This window comes from Streptomyces pinistramenti, from assembly GCF_020564935.1.
GTDB classification, from domain to species: domain Bacteria; phylum Actinomycetota; class Actinomycetes; order Streptomycetales; family Streptomycetaceae; genus Streptomyces; species Streptomyces pinistramenti.
Map to the genome: position 1 here is coordinate 100,882 of NZ_JAJCXB010000009.1, position 19,431 is coordinate 120,312.

At 71.2% G+C, this 19,431-nt stretch carries 19 protein-coding genes and 1 pseudogene; 9 read left to right on the plus strand and 11 right to left on the minus strand.

From position 1 onward, the window contains the following. The first annotated feature begins 212 nt into the window (after positions 1-212). Together LIU39_RS09350 and LIU39_RS09355 are read left to right on the plus strand one after the other, a co-directional pair. Positions 213-1,883: a sodium:solute symporter family protein gene (locus LIU39_RS09350; protein WP_227046130.1), complete on the plus strand. Its 1,671-nt coding sequence runs from the start codon at positions 213-215 to the stop codon at positions 1,881-1,883. Between the two features lie 20 nt (positions 1,884-1,903). Further along, positions 1,904-2,212 carry a hypothetical protein gene (locus tag LIU39_RS09355; protein WP_227046131.1) on the plus strand — a complete coding sequence of 103 codons (309 nt, stop codon included), beginning with the start codon at positions 1,904-1,906 and terminating at the stop codon, positions 2,210-2,212. A 54-nt stretch (positions 2,213-2,266) separates the two neighbouring features. Here the strand turns inward: LIU39_RS09355 and LIU39_RS09360 are convergent, their stop codons facing one another. Then, positions 2,267-2,941: a response regulator transcription factor gene (locus LIU39_RS09360; RefSeq protein WP_227046132.1), complete on the minus strand. Its 675-nt coding sequence runs from the start codon at positions 2,939-2,941 to the stop codon at positions 2,267-2,269. A gap of 187 nt (positions 2,942-3,128) precedes the next feature. Next, positions 3,129-4,925 carry an ABC-F family ATP-binding cassette domain-containing protein gene (locus tag LIU39_RS09365; protein WP_227046133.1) on the minus strand — a complete coding sequence of 599 codons (1,797 nt, stop codon included), beginning with the start codon at positions 4,923-4,925 and terminating at the stop codon, positions 3,129-3,131. A 136-nt stretch (positions 4,926-5,061) separates the two neighbouring features. Between LIU39_RS09365 and LIU39_RS09370 the strand changes: the two genes are divergently transcribed. Then, on the plus strand, positions 5,062-5,433 hold the full coding sequence (locus LIU39_RS09370) for a hypothetical protein (protein WP_227046134.1): 372 nt from the start codon (positions 5,062-5,064) through the stop codon (positions 5,431-5,433). A gap of 287 nt (positions 5,434-5,720) precedes the next feature. Here the strand turns inward: LIU39_RS09370 and LIU39_RS09375 are convergent, their stop codons facing one another. Next, positions 5,721-5,936 carry a hypothetical protein gene (locus LIU39_RS09375; RefSeq protein WP_227046135.1) on the minus strand — a complete coding sequence of 72 codons (216 nt, stop codon included), beginning with the start codon at positions 5,934-5,936 and terminating at the stop codon, positions 5,721-5,723. A 241-nt stretch (positions 5,937-6,177) separates the two neighbouring features. Between LIU39_RS09375 and LIU39_RS09380 the strand changes: the two genes are divergently transcribed. After that, positions 6,178-7,032 carry a helix-turn-helix domain-containing protein gene (locus tag LIU39_RS09380; protein WP_227046137.1) on the plus strand — a complete coding sequence of 285 codons (855 nt, stop codon included), beginning with the start codon at positions 6,178-6,180 and terminating at the stop codon, positions 7,030-7,032. A gap of 10 nt (positions 7,033-7,042) precedes the next feature. Beyond that, entirely contained in the window at positions 7,043-7,240 is a 198-nt protein-coding gene (locus LIU39_RS09385; protein WP_227046138.1) for a DUF397 domain-containing protein, read from the plus strand. Between the two features lie 10 nt (positions 7,241-7,250). On the opposite strand, the gene LIU39_RS09390 is transcribed toward LIU39_RS09385, so the two are convergent. From LIU39_RS09390 to rsmI, 5 genes are all read right to left on the minus strand, one after another. Continuing rightward, positions 7,251-8,150 carry a 4-(cytidine 5'-diphospho)-2-C-methyl-D-erythritol kinase gene (locus LIU39_RS09390; RefSeq protein ID WP_227046141.1) on the minus strand — a complete coding sequence of 300 codons (900 nt, stop codon included), beginning with the start codon at positions 8,148-8,150 and terminating at the stop codon, positions 7,251-7,253. Next, positions 8,147-9,064 (minus strand): 16S rRNA (adenine(1518)-N(6)/adenine(1519)-N(6))-dimethyltransferase RsmA, encoded by a 918-nt coding sequence (gene rsmA, locus LIU39_RS09395; RefSeq protein ID WP_227046143.1) that lies wholly within the window; start codon positions 9,062-9,064, stop codon positions 8,147-8,149. The genes LIU39_RS09390 and rsmA overlap by 4 nt, the downstream gene beginning before the upstream one ends. A 140-nt stretch (positions 9,065-9,204) precedes the next feature. Next, positions 9,205-10,074, minus strand: a complete 870-nt coding sequence (locus LIU39_RS09400; RefSeq protein WP_227046145.1) for a TatD family hydrolase — start codon at positions 10,072-10,074, stop codon at positions 9,205-9,207. Between the two features lie 87 nt (positions 10,075-10,161). Next, positions 10,162-10,629, minus strand: coding sequence for a hypothetical protein (locus tag LIU39_RS09405; protein WP_227046146.1), 468 nt, complete (start codon positions 10,627-10,629; stop codon positions 10,162-10,164). Positions 10,630-10,830: 201 nt separating this feature from the next. Beyond that, positions 10,831-11,700 carry a 16S rRNA (cytidine(1402)-2'-O)-methyltransferase gene (gene rsmI, locus LIU39_RS09410; RefSeq protein WP_227046147.1) on the minus strand — a complete coding sequence of 290 codons (870 nt, stop codon included), beginning with the start codon at positions 11,698-11,700 and terminating at the stop codon, positions 10,831-10,833. Positions 11,701-11,790: 90 nt separating this feature from the next. Between rsmI and LIU39_RS09415 the strand changes: the two genes are divergently transcribed. The 4 genes from LIU39_RS09415 to LIU39_RS09430 all read left to right on the plus strand — a co-directional run bounded on the left by LIU39_RS09415 (position 11,791) and on the right by LIU39_RS09430 (position 16,781). Beyond that, positions 11,791-13,527 carry a dolichyl-phosphate-mannose--protein mannosyltransferase gene (locus LIU39_RS09415; protein WP_227046148.1) on the plus strand — a complete coding sequence of 579 codons (1,737 nt, stop codon included), beginning with the start codon at positions 11,791-11,793 and terminating at the stop codon, positions 13,525-13,527. 153 nt (positions 13,528-13,680) lie between these two features. Further along, a complete protein-coding gene (locus LIU39_RS09420; RefSeq protein WP_227046150.1) occupies positions 13,681-15,327 on the plus strand; it encodes a penicillin-binding transpeptidase domain-containing protein in 1,647 nt (548 codons plus the stop codon). 90 nt (positions 15,328-15,417) lie between these two features. After that, positions 15,418-15,933, plus strand: a complete 516-nt coding sequence (locus LIU39_RS09425) for a YbaK/EbsC family protein (protein WP_227046151.1) — start codon at positions 15,418-15,420, stop codon at positions 15,931-15,933. Continuing rightward, the gene (locus tag LIU39_RS09430; RefSeq protein ID WP_227046152.1) at positions 15,930-16,781 is read left to right on the plus strand and encodes an EamA family transporter; all 852 of its coding nucleotides are present in this window, start codon (positions 15,930-15,932) and stop codon (positions 16,779-16,781) included. Before LIU39_RS09425 ends, LIU39_RS09430 begins: the two co-directional genes overlap by 4 nt. Before the next feature lie 24 nt (positions 16,782-16,805). On the opposite strand, the pseudogene LIU39_RS35225 reads toward LIU39_RS09430, so the two are convergent. The 3 genes and pseudogenes from LIU39_RS35225 to LIU39_RS09440 form a co-directional block, all read right to left on the minus strand. Next, a pseudogene (locus LIU39_RS35225) lies at positions 16,806-17,001 on the minus strand (NF041680 family putative transposase); the annotation flags it as partial. A gap of 142 nt (positions 17,002-17,143) precedes the next feature. Continuing rightward, entirely contained in the window at positions 17,144-17,413 is a 270-nt protein-coding gene (locus LIU39_RS09435; protein WP_227046153.1) for a hypothetical protein, read from the minus strand. Positions 17,414-17,929: 516 nt separating this feature from the next. Continuing rightward, on the minus strand, positions 17,930-19,129 hold the full coding sequence (locus LIU39_RS09440) for a serine hydrolase domain-containing protein (RefSeq protein WP_227046154.1): 1,200 nt from the start codon (positions 19,127-19,129) through the stop codon (positions 17,930-17,932). Positions 19,130-19,431: the final 302 nt, after the last annotated feature.

Here is a 19,431-nt window from a genome sequence, read left to right on the forward strand (position 1 = left end):
CAGCGCCGACGCAGGGGTGTTTGGCGCTCTCCAGCCGGACGTTACCCGGCCTTTCGGGGCAAACAGTCCGTCGCGATCTCCCTTGGCCAAACTGAAACGAACAGAAGTGTTCAGTTTCCAGAACCTCGCGCGTAGGTTTTTGTGCGTTCCACGCGAGCACAACGATGTGTCCCGGGGGGGGCACCCCCAGACCCCCGGAAATGAGTGCCCACATGATCACCTTGGCCGAAGGGCTCCGGCTCCCCACCAACGCGCTCGACTACACGATCCTGGCCCTCTACTTCGCCGTCGTCCTCGGCATCGGCATCGCCGCCCGGCGCAGCGTGAAGACGAGCCTGGACTTCTTCCTCTCCGGCCGGTCACTGCCCGCCTGGGTCACCGGCCTCGCATTCGTCGCCGCCAACCTCGGCGCCACCGAAATCCTCGGTATGGCCGCCAACGGCGCGCAGTACGGCGCCTACACCGTCCACTGGTACTGGATCGGCGCCATCCCCGCGATGGTCTTCCTCGGCCTGGTGATGATGCCGTTCTACTACGGCTCCAAGGTCCGCTCGGTGCCGGAATTCCTGCTGCACCGCTTCGGCCCGTCCTCGCACCTGCTGTCGTCGGTGATCTTCGCCGTCTCGTCCGTGCTGATCGCCGGCGTCAACCTCTACGCCATGGCGATCGTCCTCCAGGCGCTCCTCGGCTGGCCGCAGTGGGTCGCGATCGTCGTCGCCGGCTTCTTCGTCCTCGCGTACATCACGATCGGCGGCCTCTCCTCGGCGATCTACAACGAAGTGCTCCAGTTCTTCGTCATCCTCGCCGCGCTGATCCCGCTGACCATCGTCGGCCTCAAGCGCGTCGGCGGCTGGCACGGCCTGACCGACTCGCTGTCCTCCTCGCACGGCGACGCCTTCCTGACCGCCTGGAAGGGCACCGGCATCGGCGAGGCCAACCCGCTCGGCGCCAACTGGCTGACCATCGTGCTCGGCCTCGGCTTCGTGATGAGCTTCGGCTACTGGACGACCAACTTCGCCGAGGTGCAGCGCGCCCTGTCCGCGAAGAACCTCTCCGCCGCCAAGCGCACCCCGCTGATCGCCGCCTTCCCCAAGATATTCATCCCGCTGGTCGTGGTCGTCCCCGGCCTGATCGCCCTCGTCATGGAGCCCTCACTGGGCAAGTCCGATGACGGCCTCCAGTACAACGACGCCATCCCGGTCCTGATGCGCGACCTGCTGCCCAACGGCGTGCTCGGCATCGCCGTGACCGGCCTGCTCGCCGCCTTCATGGCCGGCATGGCCGCCAACGTGTCGTCCTTCAACACCGTTTTCACCAACGACATCTGGGCCGCGTACCTCAAGAAGGGCCGCCCGGACGGCTACTACCTCAAGACCGGACGCGTGGTCACCGCCGTCGGCGTGCTGATCGGCATGGGCACCGCCTTCATCGCGTCCAGCTTCAGCAACATCATGAACTACCTCCAGACGCTGTTCTCCTTCTTCAACGTCCCGCTGTTCGTGGTGTTCATCATCGGCATGTTCTGGAAGCGGACCAGCGCCGCCGCCGGATTCTGGGGCCTGCTCTCCGGCACCGCCGCCGCGATGATCAACTACTTCTGGCTCTACAAGCAGGGCATCATCGCCATCCCCTCCGAACAGGGCGCCAACTTCGTCTCCTCGATCGTCGCCTTCGTCGTCGGCGCCGTGGTGATGCTGATCGTCACCCTGCTCACCGAGCCCAAGCCGGCCGAGAAGCTCGCCGGACTCGTCTACGGCACACGCTCCCCCGACATGGAAGAGCTGCCCGCCGACGGCGACGACGCGTGGTACCGCAAGCCGGCCCTGCTGGGCTGGGGCGCGGTCGTCCTCGCCGCCCTCTGCTACATCCCCTTCTCCTTCTGAGCCTGCCGAGGACTGCACCCATGAGCGACTACCAGCACGAAGTCGAGGAACTGGAACGCGAGTCCGCGACCGCCGCGCGGCTCTTCGACGTACGGCGCATCATCGGCGGCCTGTTCGTCGTCTACGGCGTGATCGTCACCATCGCGGGCATCACGGCATCCGACGCCGACCTCAAGAAGGCCCAGGACATCAACATCAACCTCTGGACGGGCCTGGGCATGCTCGCCCTCGGACTGTTCTTCCTCATCTGGCTCAAGCTGCGGCCGGCCGTCCCGCCGACCGCCGAGGAGATCCGCGAGGACCTGGCGGACGGGCCCCCGGCCCACTGACCTGAGCGGCCCCACGGCGGGGACGGCTGACCGCGGCGCCCACCCGGGCCGCGGTCAGCCGCCGGCCCCCGCCATCCGCTCCAGCAGCCCCGTACGCGCCGCCAGCGCCGCCGCCTCAAGACGCGAGCCGACCTCCAGCTTCATCAGCACCCGCTGCACATGCGTACGCGCGGTGCTCGGCGCCGTCCCCATCCCCGCCGCGATCTGCCGGGTGTCCTCGCCGTCGGCGACCCGCATCAGCACCTCGACCTCCCGCGGGGTCAGCAGCGCCAGCAGCCGCGCCCCCTCGTCGTCCGGCTGCGCCACCGGATGCAGCAGCTCGTCGAACGCCTGCTGCAACAGCTGCGGGGCGACGGCCGCGTCACCGGCCCGCGCCCGCAGCATGGCGCGCTCCACACCCTCGATCCGCTCGTCGTGCCGGACATAGCCGGACGCCCCGGCCGCGAAGGCCGCGCCGATCCCCCGCGGGCTGGGCACCGGGCCCAGCACCACCACGGCGATCTGCGGCCGCTCCCTCTTGATCCGCGCGACCGGGTCGAACGCGCCCTGCGCGGCCGGCTCGGCCGTCCCCAGCAGGCACACCTCAGGCGCCCTGCTGACCACCAGATCCGCGGCCCCGGCACACGGCGCGGCCGCCGCGAGCACCCGGTGACCGCGCAGTTTCAGGGCCGAGGCGAGCGCCTCGGCAAGCAGACGGTGATCGTCAACCACCATGAGCCGCACGCCCATCCAGCACCCTCTCCATCCGGCGGGGCCGCCCCCGGCCCCCGCCGGGCCCCTCCGTCCACGGGAAGCTACACGCTCGTAGGGCGATACGCGCCCCCGCGGTACGGAAGTCGGCCGGATTACCGGGATGCGGCGGCCACGGGGCCGGTTGCCGCCGGTGCCCCCGGGCCGCGGCCCGGCGCCCCGCGGCTCAGGCTTCCTCGGCCAGCTCCAGCCAGCTCATCTCCAACTCCTCGCGCTGGCCCGCCAGTTCACGCAGCTGCGCGTCCAGACCCGCGACCTTCTCGAAGTCGGTGGCGTGCTCGGCGATCTGCGCGTGCAGCTTCGCCTCCTTGTCACCGATCTTGTCCAACTGCCGCTCGATCTTCTGGAGTTCCTTCTGCGCCGCGCGGTTGACCGCCGCCGCCTTCTTCGGCGCCGCCGCCTGCGCGGGCGCCGGAGCCGCCGCCTCGCTCATCCGCTGCCTGCGCTCGATGTACTCGTCCAGGCCACGCGGCAGCATCCGCAGCGCCGCGTCACCCAGCAGCGCGAACACCCGGTCGGTGGTCCGCTCCACGAAATACCGGTCGTGGCTGATGACGATCAGCGAACCGGGCCAGCCGTCGAGCAGGTCCTCCAGCTGCGTCAGCGTCTCGATGTCGAGGTCGTTGGTCGGCTCGTCCAGGAACAGCACGTTCGGCTCGTCCATCAGCAGCCGCAGGATCTGCAGCCGCCGCCGCTCACCGCCCGACAGATCGCCGACCGGCGTCCACTGCTTCTCCTTGCTGAAGCCGAACTGCTCGCACAGCTGCCCCGCGGTCATCTCCCGGCCCTTGCCGAGATCCACCCGCTCCCGCACCCGCTGCACCGCCTCCAGCACCCGCAGCGCCGGATCCAGCTCGGCGACCTCCTGCGAGAGATACGCCAGCTTGACGGTCTTGCCGACCACCACCCGGCCCGCCACCGGCTGCCGCTCGCCCTGCGAACGGGCCGCCTCCGCCAGCGCCCGCAGCAGCGACGTCTTGCCCGCGCCGTTCACACCGACCAGACCGATCCGGTCGCCGGGGCCCAGCTGCCAGGTCAGATGCTTCAGCAGCACCTTCGAACCGGCCTGGACCGTGACGTCCTCCAGCTCGAACACCGTCTTGCCCAGCCGGGAATTGGCGAACTTCATCAGCTCCGCGGTGTCCCGCGGCGGCGGCACGTCCGCGATCAGCTCGTTCGCCGCCTCGATCCGGAACCGCGGCTTGCTGGTACGCGCCGGGGCACCGCGCCGCAGCCACGCCAGCTCCTTGCGCATCAGGTTCTGCCGCTTGACCTCTTCGGTGGCCGCGATCCGCTCCCGCTCGGCCCGCGCGAAGACGTAGTCGCTGTAGCCGCCCTCGTACTCGTGCACGTCACCGCGCTGCACGTCCCACATCCGCGTACAGACCTGGTCCAGGAACCACCGGTCGTGCGTGACGACCACCAGCGCCGAGCGACGGGCCCGCAGGTGCTGGGCCAGCCAGGAGATGCCCTCCACGTCGAGGTGGTTGGTCGGCTCGTCGAGCACGATCAGGTCCTGCTCGGCGATCAGCAGCTTGGCCAGCGCGATCCGGCGCCGCTCGCCACCCGACAGCGGCCCGATGACGGTGTCCAGACCCTGCCCGAAACCCGGCAGGTCGAGGCCGCCGAAAAGACCGGTCAGCACGTCACGGATCTTGGCGTTGCCCGCCCACTCGTGGTCCGCGAGATCGCCGATGACCTCGTGCCTGACCGTCGCCTCCGGATCGAGCGAGTCGTGCTGCGTCAGCACCCCGAGGCGCAGGCCCCCGGAATGCGTCACCCGGCCGTCGTCCGCGCTCTCCAGCTTCGCGAGGATCCGGATCAGGGTGGTCTTGCCGTCCCCGTTGCGCCCGACGACGCCGATCCGGTCCCCCTCGTTGACGCCGAGCGAGACACCGTCGAGCAGGGCACGCGTCCCGTAGACCTTGCCGACGGCTTCCAGATTGACGAGGTTGGTGGCCATTGCTCTCCTGCGCTTCCCCACGATGCGCTTCACATCGATCGACCGTTCCAGCCTAGTCGGCGCGGGAAAGGGCTCAGCCCGGACGTGAGCATCCGTACCGATGCCGGGCAGGGCCCGACGGACATAGCGTGCCCTCATGAGCAATGAGCAGACGCCCGCCGTCCTTCCGCCGTCGGCCGGGGACCGGTCCGCACCCGTGGTGCCGTCCGTCGCGGGCCGCGTCGTCATCGGCCTGCTCCTGCTGGGGTTCGCCGGGGTGACGGCGCTGTTCGGGCCGTTGCTGGTGATGGCGGGCGACAACTGCTTCGAGGGGGATGCCCGTGCCATCTGCTCGCCGGGCGGACAGCGGACGGTCGGCGCGCTGCCGCTCGCGGCCGGTTTCGCCGCCGCCGTCCTCACGGTCGCGGGGCTGAGCAGCCGCCGTAGGACGGGCGGGATCTGCCTGGCGGCCGCGGTGGTCCTGCCCGCCCTGGCGTGGGGGGTGTCGCTGGCGATCGTGGGGGCCTGAGACCTGCGGGCCGACAGGTCGATGAAGGATCCCCGCCCCTACGGGGAGCGGCGGGGCCGCTGGATACCGGCGGCCTCAGCAGCGCCCGCCCCCACCGGACGACCACGCGTTGAGTGTCCTCACGGCCTCCTCCAGCGCCTGGCGTCTGGCGTCCTGATCCGCAGGACACTGCCGCTCCTCCGACGCGGGTACGTACGCGGGCACGTACGGCCGGACGAGGCGCTGGTCCTCGCCGCACAGGAGGAACAGGCCGGGCGGCACCCGGGCGGCGTATACGAGGCGCCGCCTCAACGACTGGCTGCCTTACGCAGAACCTCGGTGAGCTGGCGCGCAGTAGCCGCGTTGCAGTTGCCGAGGGCGACGAGCGGGACGCCGTAGCTGCCCGCGAATCCGGGCAGGTCGATGCCGAGCGACGGCAGCGTGATGCCGTTGTCCTTGAGCGCGGTACGCAGCTCCTCGGCGCTGTCGTGTACGTCGTCGGGGGTGAAGTGGTGAATGGGCATGCGGCTACACCTTCCTGTGCGCTGCGTTCGGCGCGTTGACGCTTGGAACGCCCCTTGGATCGGGCCGCCCAACGGGCATGCAGACGGCGGCACTTGGGGAGTTCCCCGCGTGCTGCACGGCACTACTCGGACCGTAGGGGCAAATATGCGCCGTAGCAATGTTGGCGCCCAGCATTAGCTAGGTTGGGTGGACCGTCCGCACCGTCACGCGCGAAACTGTGCGCAAAAAGGGGAAGGTGACATGCCGCCGAGGGACAACCCAACGGCCCGCCAAGTTCGACTCGGGTGCGAGCTACGCAAGTTGCGTGAGCGCGCGGGCAAGACCGCCCGAGAGGCGGCGGGGATGGTTTCGACCGACCAGGCCAAGATCAGTCACATCGAGTCAGGGCGCATCGGAGTCAGCGAAGACCGCATCCGCCGGCTCGCCGTCTTTTACGCCTGCGATGACGAGGCCCTTGTCGAGGCGTTGTGCGCCATCGCGCGCGAGCACCGTGGACAGCACTGGTGGGACGACTATCGCGGCGTGCTCGCTCCCGGGTTTCTCGACATCGCTGAGCTTGAGCACCACGCCACAGGTCTGCGATATCTACAGCCCGTCACGTTTCCGGGCATTCTCCAGACCGCGGACTATGCACGCGCCCTGTTCACCGGCGCCATTCCGCAGCTTCCCAACGACGAGCTGAAGGCCCGCGTCGAGCATCGCATGAAGCGACGGGAAATCTTGGATCGAGATGATCCGCCGAAATTCCTGGCCGTCATTCATGAAGCGGCACTGCGCATGCGTGTAGGCGGCCGAAAGGTTGCGCGCGGGCAGCTCGAACACCTCTTGTCCATGTCCGAGCACCCCGGCTTGACCCTCCGGGTCATCCCGTTCACGAGCGAGGACTTCATCGATGTGACACAGACAGTGATGTACGCGAGCGGCGTCGCCCCACAGCTCGATACCGTTCACATCGACACCGCAGTCGGCGACAGCCTCTTGAATGCAGCCGCCGACCTCGACCGCTATCGCACACTGCTCGACCGCGCCGAACAGGCGGCACTCACACCCGAAGAGTCACGAAGATTTATCCACCACGTCACAAAAGAACCGTGAGAGTCAGGGAATGAACAGCGAAATCAAGTGGCAGAAGTCGAGCTTCTCCAACTCCAACACGCAGTGCCTCGAAACAGCCATAGTCGCCGGTGAAATACTCCTACGCGAAAGCGACGACCCCACCACCATCGTCAAAACCACCCCGGAAAAACTCGCCGCCTTCATCCTCGGCGTGAAGAACGGCGAGTTCGACCACTTCGTCGGCTAGTGGACCGTCGCTAGAGGACCGTCGCCCCCACCGCCGGTGAGACCGCCGTGCGTACCGCGCCGCAGGTGCCCGACGCGGTCAGGGCTGCCGCCACCCGCTGTGCCGCCTCCGGGTCCTTGACCAGGAACGCCGTCGTCGGGCCGGATCCCGAGACCAGGGCGGCCAGGGCGCCCGCCTCCGTGCCGGCGTCGAGGGTCGCGGTGAGGGAGGGGCGCAGGGACAGGGCGGCGGGCTGGAGGTCGTTGGTGAGCGCGCCGGCGAGTGCGGTGGCGTCGCCGGACTCCAGTGCGGTCAGGACCGCGGCGGACGCCTCGGGCGCGTGGACGTCCGTGCCCTGTGTGAGGCGGTCGAACTCGCGGTAGACGGCGGGGGTGGACAGGCCGCCGTCGGCTACCGCGAAGACCCAGTGGAAGGTGCCGCCGACGGTGAGCGGGGTCAGCAGCTCGCCGCGGCCTTGGCCCAGCGCCGCCCCGCCGACCAGGCTGAACGGCACGTCGCTGCCCAACTCGGCGCAGATGTCCAGGAGTTCCTCGCGCGAGGCGCCCGTCGACCAGAGGGTGCCGCAGGCCAGCAGGGCACCGGCCGCGTCCGCGCTGCCGCCCGCCATGCCGCCGGCGACCGGGATGTCCTTGGCGAGGTGGAGGTGGACGCCGGGCGCGATGCCGTGCCGGGCCGCGAGCAGTTCGGCGGCGCGGGCGGCCAGGTTCGTCCGGTCCAGCGGGATCTGGTCGGCGCCGCGGCCATCGGCGGTGATCCGCAGGGTGTCGGCGGGGGTCGCGGTGACCTCGTCGTAGAGGCCGACGGCGAGGAAGACGTTGGCCAGGTCGTGGAAGCCGTCCGGGCGGGCGGCGCCGACCGCCAGCTGGACGTTGACCTTCGCCGGTACCCGGACCGTGACCGATGCGCTCATGCCGCGCCCCCCTTGGCCTGGCGGATGCCGGGCGCCCCGCCTGAGCCCTTGTGCTCGGCGATCCGCGCGAACTCCTCGACGGTCAGCGCCTCACCGCGGGCCTGCGGCGAGACGCCGGCGGCGACCAGCGCGGCCTCCGCTGCCGCCGCCGAACCCGCCCACCCCGACAGCGCGGCCCGCAGCGTCTTGCGGCGCTGCGCGAACGCGGCGTCGACGACGGCGAAGACCTCGTCCCGGGTGGCGGTGGTCTCGGGCGGCGCCGCCCGGCGGACCAGCGAGACCAGTCCTGAGTCGACGTTCGGGGCGGGCCAGAAGACGTTGCGGCCGATCGATCCGGCGCGCTTGACCTCGGCGTACCAGTTCGCCTTGACGGACGGCACGCCGTAGACCTTGTTGCCGGGACGGGCGGCGAGCCGGTCGGCGACCTCGGCCTGGACCATGACCAGGGTGCGGTCGATGGTCGGGAACGTCGCGAGCATGTGCAGCAGCACCGGCACCGCGACGTTGTACGGCAGGTTGGCGACCAGCGCGGTGGGCGCGGCCCCCGGCAGCTCGGTGACCTGCATCGCGTCCTGGTGGACCAGCGCGAAGTGGTCGGCGCGGCCGGGCATACGGGCCGCGACGGTGGCGGGCAGCGCGGCGGCCAGCACCTCGTCGATCTCGACGGCGGTGACCCGGTCGGCGGCCTCCAGCAGCCCCAGGGTCAGCGAGCCGAGGCCGGGGCCGACCTCGACGACGACATCGTCGGGCCGCACCTCGGCCGTCCGTACGATCCGGCGGACGGTGTTGGCGTCGATGACGAAGTTCTGGCCGCGCTGCTTGGTGGGACGCACGCCCAGCGCGGCGGCCAGCTCGCGGATATCGGCGGGGCCCAGCAGGGGGCCGGACTCGTCGCTGGTGCTGCTCTCACTCATCCCGAAGCCTCGCCGCGCGCCGCCGTGGTCACCCACGGTGCGCGCCTTTCCGTTGTTCGCTCGCTGCGCTCGTTCACCGCTGAAGCTTACGGCCGCGCGCGGGCACCCGGCTCCCGGCGGCCCGGCTGCTGCGTCCGCGGTCAGTATCCGAAGGCGCGCGCGGTGTTGGCCGCGACCGCGGTGGCCAGTGCGTCCTCGGTCAGGCCCTTGACCTCGGCCATCGCCCGGAGCGTGACGGGGATGAGGTAGGGCGCGTTCGGGCGGCCGCGGAACGGCGCGGGGGTGAGGAAGGGCGCGTCGGTTTCGACGAGGACCAGTTCGGCGGGGGCGACGGCGAGGGCGTCGCGCAGCGTCTTGGCGTTCTTGAAGGTGACGTTGCCCGCGAACGACATGAAGTAGCCCGCCGCGGCGCAGATCCCGGCCATCTCGGCGTCGCCGGAGAAGCAGTGGAAGACGACGCGCTCGGGTGCGCCCTCCTCGCGCAGGATCCGCAGGACGTCGTCGTGCGCCTCCCGGTCGTGGATGACCAGGGCCTTGCCGTGCCGCTTGGCGATCTCGATGTGGGCGCGGAACGAGCGCTGCTGTGCGGCCATGCCGTCGGGCCCGGTGCGGAAGTGGTCGAGGCCGGTTTCGCCGACGCCGCGGACCTGTGGCAGGGCGGCCAGCTCGTCGATGCCGGCCAGGGCCTCGTCGAGGGCGCCGTCGCCGCCGGCCTCACGCGCGCCCTGTCGTGGGGTGCCGTCGGGGTCGCCCAGGACGATGCGGGGCGCTTCGTTGGGGTGCAGGGCGACGGTGGCGTGCACGGCGTCGTGGGCGGCGGCGGTCTGTGCGGCCCAGCGCGACCCGGCCAGGTCGCAGCCCACCTGGACGACGGTCGTCACGCCGACGGACGCGGCCTTGGCGAGGGCCTCGTCGACGGTGCCCGCCTGCATGTCGAGGTGGGTGTGCGAGTCGGCGACCGGCACCCGAAGCGGTTCGGGCAGCGGCGGCGGGGCGTCATTCCGGTCCATGGCCGCGATCCTATGAGGACCGCGGCCATGCCTCACGTCCGGGCGCAGGGCAGGACGGCGGGCCGCGTGCCCTGCGGGGTCATCGCGTCACTTGCGGTGGTGGTGGAAGGGGTGCAGCAGGTCGGAGAGGTGCCAGTGGTGGTCTCCGGCGCTCTCGGCGGCCGTGCTGCCGGTGCCGCGCACCGGGCGCTCCGCTTCGGCGGACGCCTCGGCCTCGCTGACCGGCTTCTTCGCCGCGTGACCGGTGTGACGCTGGTACATGCTCTCCATCGCGTGCGACACCGTCGAGACCCGGCCCGCACGCATGATGCGCACGACGTTGCTGGTGCAGTTGCCGCACTTCGGGCTGGTCAGGGGCGACGGCACCCGTTCGCCGTCCGCGTAGTAGACGACGTGCGTGGCACCGGTCGCGTCTATGTGGTGCTCTATCTCGTACGCCTGCTCCCAGCCGTATCCGCATCGCATGCAGGCGAAGGCATACGCCTCGTGCGCCGCGGGCTCGGTCCTGGGCTCGGGGTGGGTGCCGGTGGTGGGGATATCCGCGATGTCGCTCATGTGCCGCTCCTCTTGTCCGCAGGACAAGGTCTCCGGGGACCGTGCGTCCCACCTCCCAGTGGACGCCCTTCCCGGCTGCGGTGCAGCTGACGTTCTTACCTATTGGCCCAGATTTGGCCCTACGCAGGGAGAACGTCTCACTGCTCGGCCCTTCCTTTACCTTCCAGGGTAGTCATTTACCCGCCCGAGGACAGATCGAGATCATTTCCCCGCGGAAGGGGCGGTCCTGGCCGCGTTCTTGGCCGCAACGACGGCATCGAAAACCTCGCGTTTGGGCAGCTTCGCCTCGGCGGCGACCGCGGCGATGGCCTCCTTGCGCCGCTCCCCCGCCTCCTCACGGACCTGCACCCGGCGCACCAGTTCCTCGGGCCCCAGATCCTGCGGCCCGGTGTCCGGCGCGCCCTCGACGACGACGGTGATCTCGCCACGCACGCCCTCGGCCGCCCACGGCGCCAGCTCGCCGAGCGTGCCGCGCTTGACCTCCTCGTACGTCTTGGTCAGCTCGCGGCAGACGGCGGCCCTGCGGTCGGCGCCGAAGACCTCGGCCATCGCGGCGAGGGTGTCGTCGAGGCGGTGCGGGGCCTCGAAGTAGACGAGGGTGCGGCGCTCGTTTGCGACCTCGCGCAGCCGGGAGAGGCGTTCGCCCTGCTTGCGCGGCGGGAAGCCCTCGAAGCAGAAGCGGTCGACGGGCAGTCCTGACACCGCGAGCGCGGTCAGTACGGCGCTCGGGCCCGGTACGGCGGTGACCTTGACGCCGCGCTCGACGGCGGCGGCGACGAGGCGGTAGCCGGGGTCGGAGACGGACGGCATCCCGGCGTCGGTGACCAGCAGCACCCGCGCGCCGCCGGCCAGCGCGTCGGCCAGCTCGGGCGTCCTGGCCGCTTCGTTGCCCTCGAAGTAGGACACGATCCGTCCGGTCGGGGTGACGCCGAGCCCCTGCGTCAGCCGCCGCAGCCGCCGGGTGTCCTCGGCGGCGATCACATCGGCGGCCGCCAGCTCGGTGGCGAGCCGCGGCGGCGCGTCCGCCAGCTCACCGATGGGCGTCCCTGCAAGTACCAGCGTTCCAGTCACTCCCCCATCCTCCCAGCCGCGGGCCGCGGCCCCGACCCGTCGGTACCCGCCGGGCGGCGTGCGGCGCCGTCCACAGGCCGTTTCCCTACGATGGGCCGGGTGACCAGTGACACCGCGACCGACGCCGTAGCCCGCAGCGCCGACGAGCAGGCCCGCCGGCCGCCCGCGTGGCAGCGCAGGCTGCGCCGCTTCGGGTACGCCGGGTGGCCGCAGACCGATGTGCGCACCCGGCTGGTGCCCGCGTTCCCCGAGCCGGGGACTCGGCTGTGGGAGGTGTGCGGCGCGGGGCCCGCGCTGGCCGGCCGGCTGGCCCGCTGGTCGGGCTGGGGCGGCCCGCTGCTGGTGACGCTGTTCGCCGGGCTGCTGCGCTTCTGGAACCTCGGCAGCCCGCACAAGGTGATATTCGACGAGACGTACTACCCCAAGGACGCCTGGGCGCTGCTGCAGTTCGGGTACGAGGGCACCTGGGACAAGAACGCCAACGACGCGCTGATCGGCCACCCGGCACGGATCCTGCTGAACTCCGATCCCTCGTACGTCGTGCATCCGCCGATGGGCAAGTGGCTGATCGCGGTCGGCGAGTGGGCGTTCGGGATGAACCCCTTCGGCTGGCGGTTCATGGTGGCGCTGCTCGGCACCCTGTCGGTGCTGCTGGTCTGCCGGATCGGGCGGCGGCTGCTGCGGTCGACGGCACTCGGCTGCCTGGCCGGCGGGCTGCTGGCCGTCGACGGGCTGCACTTCGTGATGAGCCGCACCGCGCTGCTGGACCTGATCGTGATGTTCTGGGCGGTGGCCGCGTTCGGGGCGCTGCTGCTGGACCGGGACCGTACCCGGGCCAGGCTCGCAGCCGCGCTGCCGGTCGACGGGGACGGCCTGGCGCGGCCCGACGGGCAGGTCGGCGACCGGCTGCGGCTCGGCCTGCGGCCGTGGCGGCTGACGGCCGGCCTCTGCCTGGGCCTGGCATCGGCCACGAAGTGGAACGGCCTGTACTTCCTCGCCGCGTTCGCCCTGATGTCGGTGCTGTGGGACGTCGGCGCGCGGCGTACGGCGGGGGCCAGGCGGCCGTTCCGGTCGGTGCTGCGGCTCGACGTGCTGCCGGCCTTCGGCTCCACCGTCGTCCTCGCCCTCGCCACGTATCTCGCGTCCTGGTCGGGCTGGATCGCCACCAAGGGCGGCTACTACCGCACCTGGGCCACCACACCGGAAGGCCGCGGCGGTTCCTGGACCTGGCTGCCGGACTGGCTGCGCAGCCTGTGGCACTACCAGACCGAGGTCTACTCCTTCCACACCGGACTGACGACCCCGCACACCTACCAGTCCAATCCGTGGAGCTGGCTGGTCCTGGGCCGCCCGGTCTCGTACTTCTACGAGGACCCCAAGGCCGGGCACGACGGCTGCACGGCGGCGGAGGGCTGCGCCCGCGAGGTGCTGGCGCTGGGCACCCCGCTGCTGTGGTGGGCGGCCTGCTTCGCGCTGCTGTACGTCCTCTACCGCTGGCTGTTCAAGCGGGACTGGCGGGCGGGCGCCATCGCCTGCGGTGTCGCGGCCGGCTATCTGCCGTGGTTCCTCTACCAGGAGCGGACCATCTTCCTCTTCTACGCCGTGGTGTTCGTGCCGTTCCTGTGCCTGGCGGTGGCGATGATGATCGGCGCGATCGTCGGCCCGCCGGGCTCGACGGAACGGCGGCGTGCCGTCGGCGCGGTGGGCGCGGGTGTCCTGGTGCTGCTGATCGTCTGGAACTTCATCTACTTCTATCCGCTCTATACGGGGCTGCCGCTGCCCAAGTCGGCGTGGCATCAGCGGATGTGGTTCGACAGCTGGGTGTAGGAGACGTCAACACCCGCTGTGTCACAGGCTGTCGACTGCGCGTCACCCGACCGTGCCCTGATCGAGACACTCCGGTCTCTCGCGTCCCATAGAGTGCGAAGCACGTTCTTGTGTGCGTATTCAGGAACGAGGATCTGGGAGGGGAACGGACGCATGCGCCGTGAGGTGAAGTACGGACTGATCGGCGGATCGGCGGCGCTGGTCGCGGGGGTGGTCGGCGGGTTCGTCCTGTTCGACGGCTCCGACGGGTCGTCGTCCCAGGGGGTGCGGGCCGCGGGCGCCGGGGAGAACCGGCCGCCGGTGAAGACGGGGCCGCTGGACGCCAAGGAAGTCCGCACCACGGCCCAGGAGTTCCTCACCGCCTGGCAGTCGGCCGACGCCGCGAAGGCCGCCGAGCTGACCGACGACCCGGGCTCCGCGAAGAGCGCGCTGGGCACCTTCGCCCAGCAGGCGCACTTCTCGAAGGTCACGCTCACACCAGGCGCCCCGGCCGGCGAGAAGGTGCCGTACACGGTCACCGCGCAGATCGCCTACAAGGGTCACCAGGCGCCGTTCTCGTACACCGGGACGCTCCGCCTCAAGCGCGACACCACGACGGGCAAGCCGCAGGTCGGCTGGGCGCCCGACGTGCTCTACCCGGGCCTGGGCAAGGGCGATTCGCTGCGTACCGGCGAGGCCGAGGCGCCGCCGATCAAGGCCGTGGACCGCAACGGCAAGGAGCTGACGGCCAAGGAGTACCCGGAGCTGACCGGCATCCTGGCGAGCCTGCGGGAGAAGTACGGCGACAAGGCGGGCGGCAAGCCAGGACTGGAGCTGGCCGTCCACCACGGCGACGGATCCCCGAAGGCCAAGCAGCCCGGCAAGACGCTCAAGGAGCTGACCAAGGGCACGCCCGGCACCCTGAAGACCACGCTGGACGCCACGCTCCAGGCGACGGCGCAGAAGTCGGTCGACGCCAAGAAGGGCGCGGCTGCGGTGGCCGTCAAGCCCAGCACCGGTGAGATCCTGGCCATCGCGCACTCCCCCGCGACGGGCTTCAACGTCGCCATCGGCGGCGCGCTCGCCCCCGGTTCGACGATGAAGATCGTCACGGCCGCGATGCTCATCGACAAGGGCATGACCTCGCCGGACAAGCCGCACCCGTGCCCCAAGTACGTGACGGTCGGCGGCTTCAAGTTCCACAACGACGCCATGAGTTCCCTCCCGCACGGCACGTTCCGGCAGTCCTTCGCCGCGTCCTGCAACAACGCCTTCATCGGGCAGGCCAAGGACCTCGGCGACGACGACCTGACGAAGGAAGCGCGGGACGTCTTCGGCATCGGCCTGAACTGGCAGACCGGCATCCCCACCTTCGACGGCGCCGTGCCGGTGCAGAGCGACGCCCAGATGGGGGCCTCGCTGATCGGCCAGGGCGGGGTGCGGATGAACCCGCTCAACGTCGCCTCGCTCGCCGCGACCGCCCAGTCCGGCAGCTTCCGGCAGCCGTACCTCGTCTCGCCCGACCTGGACCACCGGACGCTGGCCACCGCGCCGCGGAAGATGAAGCCGGACACCGCGGCCGCGATCAAGTCGCTGATGAACACGACCGCGACATCCGGCACCGCCGTCGAGCCGATGGCCGGGCTCAGCGGAGACATCGGCGCCAAGACGGGGTCGGCCGAGGTCGACAACCAGAAGAAGCCGAACGCCTGGTTCACCGCCTACCGCAACGACCTCGCGGCGGCGGCGCTCGTCCCGGCGAGCGGTCACGGAGGCTCCAACGCGGGCCCGGTGGTCCGCGCGCTGCTCTCCGCGGGCTGATCGCTGTGCTGCCGGGCGGCGCACTGCCGTCCGGCGGCCGTGTCACAACTCACTCGCGTGGCCCGTACAGCTTTCGCTAGCGTGCGGGGCATGAGCGATTCCGCGTCAGCGCCCGTCCCCGAAACCGCCGCCGACCAGGCCCACCCCCGCTTCGCCGAAGCACTGCGGGAGTTGGGCCTGAGCGTCGAGGTCCGCCGCTTCCCCGACGCCACCCGCACCGCCGCCCAGGCTGCCGCCGCCGTTGGCTGCGAGCTCGCCCAGATCGTCAAGTCCCTGGTCTTCTCGGCCGACGGCGAGCCGGTGCTCGTCCTGATGGACGGCGCCTCCCGCGTCGACGTGGAGCGGGTGCGCGCCGAGCTGGGCGCGGCGAAGGTCGGCCGCGCCGACGCCGACCTCGTACGCGAGACCACCGGATACGCCATCGGCGGCGTCCCGCCCTTCGGTCACCGCACCCGCACCCGCGTGCTGGCCGACCGCGGCCTGCTCGTCCACGGCACGGTCTGGGCCGCGGCCGGCACCCCGCACACCGTCTTCCCGCTGGATCCCAAGTCCCTTGTGGAGTACGCCCGGGGCCGCATCGTGGACGTGCGCGAGCGCACCGCATGACGCCGCTCGTCGTCGTGGCCGTGCTGATCGCCGCGGTCACCCACGCCAGTTGGAACGCCATCGCCCACGGCATACGCGACCAGCTCATCGCCTTCACGCTCGTCGGAGGCGGCGGCGCGCTCTGCGGCCTGGTCATGGCCGTCTTCACGCCGCTGCCCGCCGCGGCCGCCTGGCCGTTCCTCCTCGGGTCGGCCGTGCTGCACGTCGTCTACCAGGCGCTGCTGATGCAGTCGTTCCGGCTGGGCGAGTTCGGGCAGATGTATCCGATCGCGCGCGGCACCGCGCCGCTGGTCGTCACCGTCCTCGCCGCCGTCTTCGTCGGGGAGATCCCGGACCGCTGGGCGCTGGCCGGGGTCGCGCTGGCCTCGGCAGGTCTGGTCGGCGTCGCCCTCTGGGGCATCCGCGGCTCCGGCAGCCGGCCGCACTGGCCGGCGATCCTGGCGGCGCTCGCCACCGGCCTGGCCATCGCCTCGTACACCACCGTCGACGGCCTCGGCGTCCGCGCGTCCGGCACCTCGCTCGGCTACATCGCCTGGCTGATGCTCCTCGAAGGTCTGGCCATCCCCGCCTACGCGCTGGCCACCCGCCGCCGCGAACTCCTCGTCCAGCTCCGCCCGATCGCCCTGCGCGGGCTGGCCGGCGGCATCCTGTCGGTGTTCGCCTACGGCCTGGTCCTGTGGGCCCAGACGCGCGCACCGCTCGCCCCCATCGCGGCCCTGCGGGAATCGTCGATCATCGTCGGGGCGGCCATCGGGGCGCTGTTCTTCAAGGAACGCTTCGGCGCGCCGCGGATCGCCGCGGCCGGTCTGATGGTGGTGGGGATCGGGCTGATGCTGCATGCGGGCTGAGCTTGTTCTTCATGGCGCGCCGTCCATCGCTCCGCGCCCGCGCCGGTGCCCAGCCGTCAGCGTGTGAGGTCCACCGGTGTGGTCACCGGGCCGTCCGCGCACAGCAGCACGTCGGTCAGCTCGGACAGCGCGTCCCGCGCACGGTCAGGCAGTCGAAGAGGTCGTCCCGGAAGTGGGGCGCCACCGCGAACGCTTCCGGCCGGCCGCCAGGTTGCCGCAGATTCCCCCACGGCCTTCGTGCTGGTCACGTGCCTCTTCGGTCGGGGCACAGGATCAGACGAAGGCCGTGTTCACGTACCCGGAATCCTCGTACGAGCGATCACGTTCGGGAATCGTTCGAGGTCAGGCCGTGAGGAACAGGCTCAGCGCATCCACTCCGAGTAGAAGTTGGGGAGGCCGGGCTGGGGGTCGCTGACGCAGGTGGCCTCGTGGTACTGGGGGCTCAGCGGCAGGTCACTCTGCATCTGGTCGTAGCAGGCCTGCCAGGAGTCGAACGACTCGCCACCGACCGGCTGCCAGCCGTCACCGGGCGGAGGGCCGGCGGCGAAAGCGGCCGAGGCGGTCAGCGGCACGGTGACCACGGCGGCACCCACGGCGAGACCGAGAGCGATACGAGTGCGCCAGGACTTCATGAACTCCTCCATCGGATATCTTCACGTCTTTCTCCGCACAGCTCTCCTGGAGAGGCGCCGCGGCCAAAAGCCGCCAACTCTGTGCGTCGTTCACCAGGTTGGACGCGCGCACCGGGCCGGATAGTTCTACCGGGTGGCGAGTTCTTCGGGCCGGTCTGCCCGGGGCCGGGGAGGAGGCGCCGGCAGACTCATTCCCCCGGCCTTCGTGCTGGTCAAGCGCCTCTTCGGCCGGAGCACAGGATCAGACGGAAGCCGTTTTCACGTTCGGGGAATCGTTCGAGGTCAGATCGTGAAGAACGAGCTGAGAGCCGGTGCCGGATCCCGGACACCGGCTCCGAGGCGTCGGGCCCGTGGGTGGGGTGGGTCGGAGCGGCCGTCGGCGGGCCGTCCTCAATTCCTCAACTGCCTTGCGCCTGCGGCCCGTTGGCCTCGCCCGTTGTGCGACATGGACGTGCGGGGCCGATCGCCGGTGGGGGTGAGGGTCGAAGTGCGAGGCCGGTGTCAGGTTCCGGGGGGTCAGGGCGTCGGAAGGGACTTCACCAGGGACTGGGCTCGGGGGTCGGCGGTGATGCCGCGTTGCATGCCGTTGGTGATGTAGGCGAAGGCCAGGCCGGATTCGGGGTCGGCGAAGGCCAGGGCGCCGCCGCGGCCGGGGTGTCCGAAGGAGCCGGGGGCCAGGAGGGGGGAGGCGGCGCTGTGCAGCATGAAGCCCAGGCCGAAGCGGGTGTTGACGACGAGGGTGCGGTCGGGGCCTGCGGATTCCTCGGTGCGGGCGAGGGTGAGGGTGGCGGGGGCGAAGAGGCGGGGGTGGCCGTCGACCGGGCCGGTGAGGGCGGCGTAGCAGCGGGCCAGGGAGCGGGCGGTGGCGATGCCCGCCGAGGCCGGGAGTGGGGCGGCGCGGTAGGCGGGGGCGTTCTCGTCCGGGGGCGGGGTGATGGCCCCGAAGGCGCGGCTGGTGAGGGATTCCGGGTCGCCGTACGCGTCGGCGACCGAGCGCTTGGGGCGTACCCGCAGGCCGCCGGATGCGGGCTGGGGCGGCGTTTCCACGGCGCTCAGGCGGCCTGCGCGGGACTGCTGGTCCTGCGGGAGGCCGAGCCACAGGTCGAGGTCCAGGGGGGTGGCGATTTCCTCGGCGATCCAGTCGCCGATGGTGCGGCCGGTGACCCGCAGGACGAGTTCGGCGAGCAGCCAGCTGTAGGTCTGGGCGTGGTAGCCGTGGTCGGTGCCGGGGGTCCAGGCGGGGGCCTGGGCGGCGAGTGCGGCCGGGCCGCTGACGCCGTCGATGGCCTGGGCGGGGGTGAGCGGGGTGTCCAGGACGGGCAGGCCCGCGCGGTGCGACAGGAGGTGGCGGACCAGGACGCGGTCCTTGCCCGCGGCCTTGAACTCCGGCCAGTACGTGCCGACCGGCGCGTCCAGGTCGAGCAGTCCGCGCTGGTGGAGGAGGAGCGGGACGAGCGCGGCGATGCCCTTGGTGGCGGAGCGGATGACCTGCGCGGTGTCCGCCTGCCAGGGGGTGTCGGGGCGGCCTGCGTCGCGGGGGCCGAGGTCGTCGCCGCCGTCGCCGTGCTTGGTGCCGGCCCACAGGTCGACGACCTTGCGGCCGTGGCGGTAGACGGCTACGGCGGCGCCGCGCTCGCCGCGGCGGGTGAAGTTGGCCGTGAATGCGTCCCGGACCGGCTCGAAGCCGTCCTCGACCGTGCCCTGGACGTCCACCACTGTTTCCCGCTTCCCACTGTTCCGTCGCTTTGGTGACCCATCAATGGTGCAACGCGCAGATCAGTGCTGATGACCAGGGCGGCATCCCGTGGGCTTCGTCACAACGGATTCAGCGGGCCGGTTCGGTCGCCGAACGGGGGTCGGATCCGAAGGGCGGTTCGAGGCGGTGGGTGTGCGTCAGGACCGTGTCGCGGAGCAGGTCGTGCGGCCCGCCCGTGCGGTGCCTCCCGCGAAGCGGCCGCGAGGGCGCCCGTGACGTGGAACGGGGCGGCGGCCGTCGCGGTGGCGGGCCGCGCGGGGAC

Excerpts from the sequence above, each read along its gene's own strand:
- LIU39_RS09350 (WP_227046130.1), top strand. The coding sequence starts at position 213 with ATGATCACCTTGGCCGAAGGGCTCCGGCTCCCCACCAACGCGCTCGAC.
- LIU39_RS09360 (WP_227046132.1), bottom strand. The coding sequence starts at position 2,941 with ATGGGCGTGCGGCTCATGGTGGTTGACGATCACCGTCTGCTTGCCGAG.
- LIU39_RS09425 (WP_227046151.1), top strand. The coding sequence starts at position 15,418 with ATGAGCGATTCCGCGTCAGCGCCCGTCCCCGAAACCGCCGCCGACCAG.
- LIU39_RS09390 (WP_227046141.1), bottom strand. The coding sequence starts at position 8,150 with ATGAGCGCATCGGTCACGGTCCGGGTACCGGCGAAGGTCAACGTCCAG.
- LIU39_RS09430 (WP_227046152.1), top strand. The coding sequence starts at position 15,930 with ATGACGCCGCTCGTCGTCGTGGCCGTGCTGATCGCCGCGGTCACCCAC.
- LIU39_RS09370 (WP_227046134.1), top strand. The coding sequence starts at position 5,062 with ATGAGCAATGAGCAGACGCCCGCCGTCCTTCCGCCGTCGGCCGGGGAC.
- LIU39_RS09380 (WP_227046137.1), top strand. The coding sequence starts at position 6,178 with ATGCCGCCGAGGGACAACCCAACGGCCCGCCAAGTTCGACTCGGGTGC.
- LIU39_RS09435 (WP_227046153.1), bottom strand. The coding sequence starts at position 17,413 with ATGAAGTCCTGGCGCACTCGTATCGCTCTCGGTCTCGCCGTGGGTGCC.
- LIU39_RS09405 (WP_227046146.1), bottom strand. The coding sequence starts at position 10,629 with ATGAGCGACATCGCGGATATCCCCACCACCGGCACCCACCCCGAGCCC.
- LIU39_RS09400 (WP_227046145.1), bottom strand. The coding sequence starts at position 10,074 with ATGGACCGGAATGACGCCCCGCCGCCGCTGCCCGAACCGCTTCGGGTG.
- LIU39_RS09355 (WP_227046131.1), top strand. The coding sequence starts at position 1,904 with ATGAGCGACTACCAGCACGAAGTCGAGGAACTGGAACGCGAGTCCGCG.
- LIU39_RS09365 (WP_227046133.1), bottom strand. The coding sequence starts at position 4,925 with ATGGCCACCAACCTCGTCAATCTGGAAGCCGTCGGCAAGGTCTACGGG.
- rsmA (WP_227046143.1), bottom strand. The coding sequence starts at position 9,064 with ATGAGTGAGAGCAGCACCAGCGACGAGTCCGGCCCCCTGCTGGGCCCC.
- LIU39_RS09375 (WP_227046135.1), bottom strand. The coding sequence starts at position 5,936 with ATGCCCATTCACCACTTCACCCCCGACGACGTACACGACAGCGCCGAG.
- LIU39_RS09385 (WP_227046138.1), top strand. The coding sequence starts at position 7,043 with ATGAACAGCGAAATCAAGTGGCAGAAGTCGAGCTTCTCCAACTCCAAC.
- LIU39_RS09415 (WP_227046148.1), top strand. The coding sequence starts at position 11,791 with ATGGGCCGGGTGACCAGTGACACCGCGACCGACGCCGTAGCCCGCAGC.
- LIU39_RS09420 (WP_227046150.1), top strand. The coding sequence starts at position 13,681 with ATGCGCCGTGAGGTGAAGTACGGACTGATCGGCGGATCGGCGGCGCTG.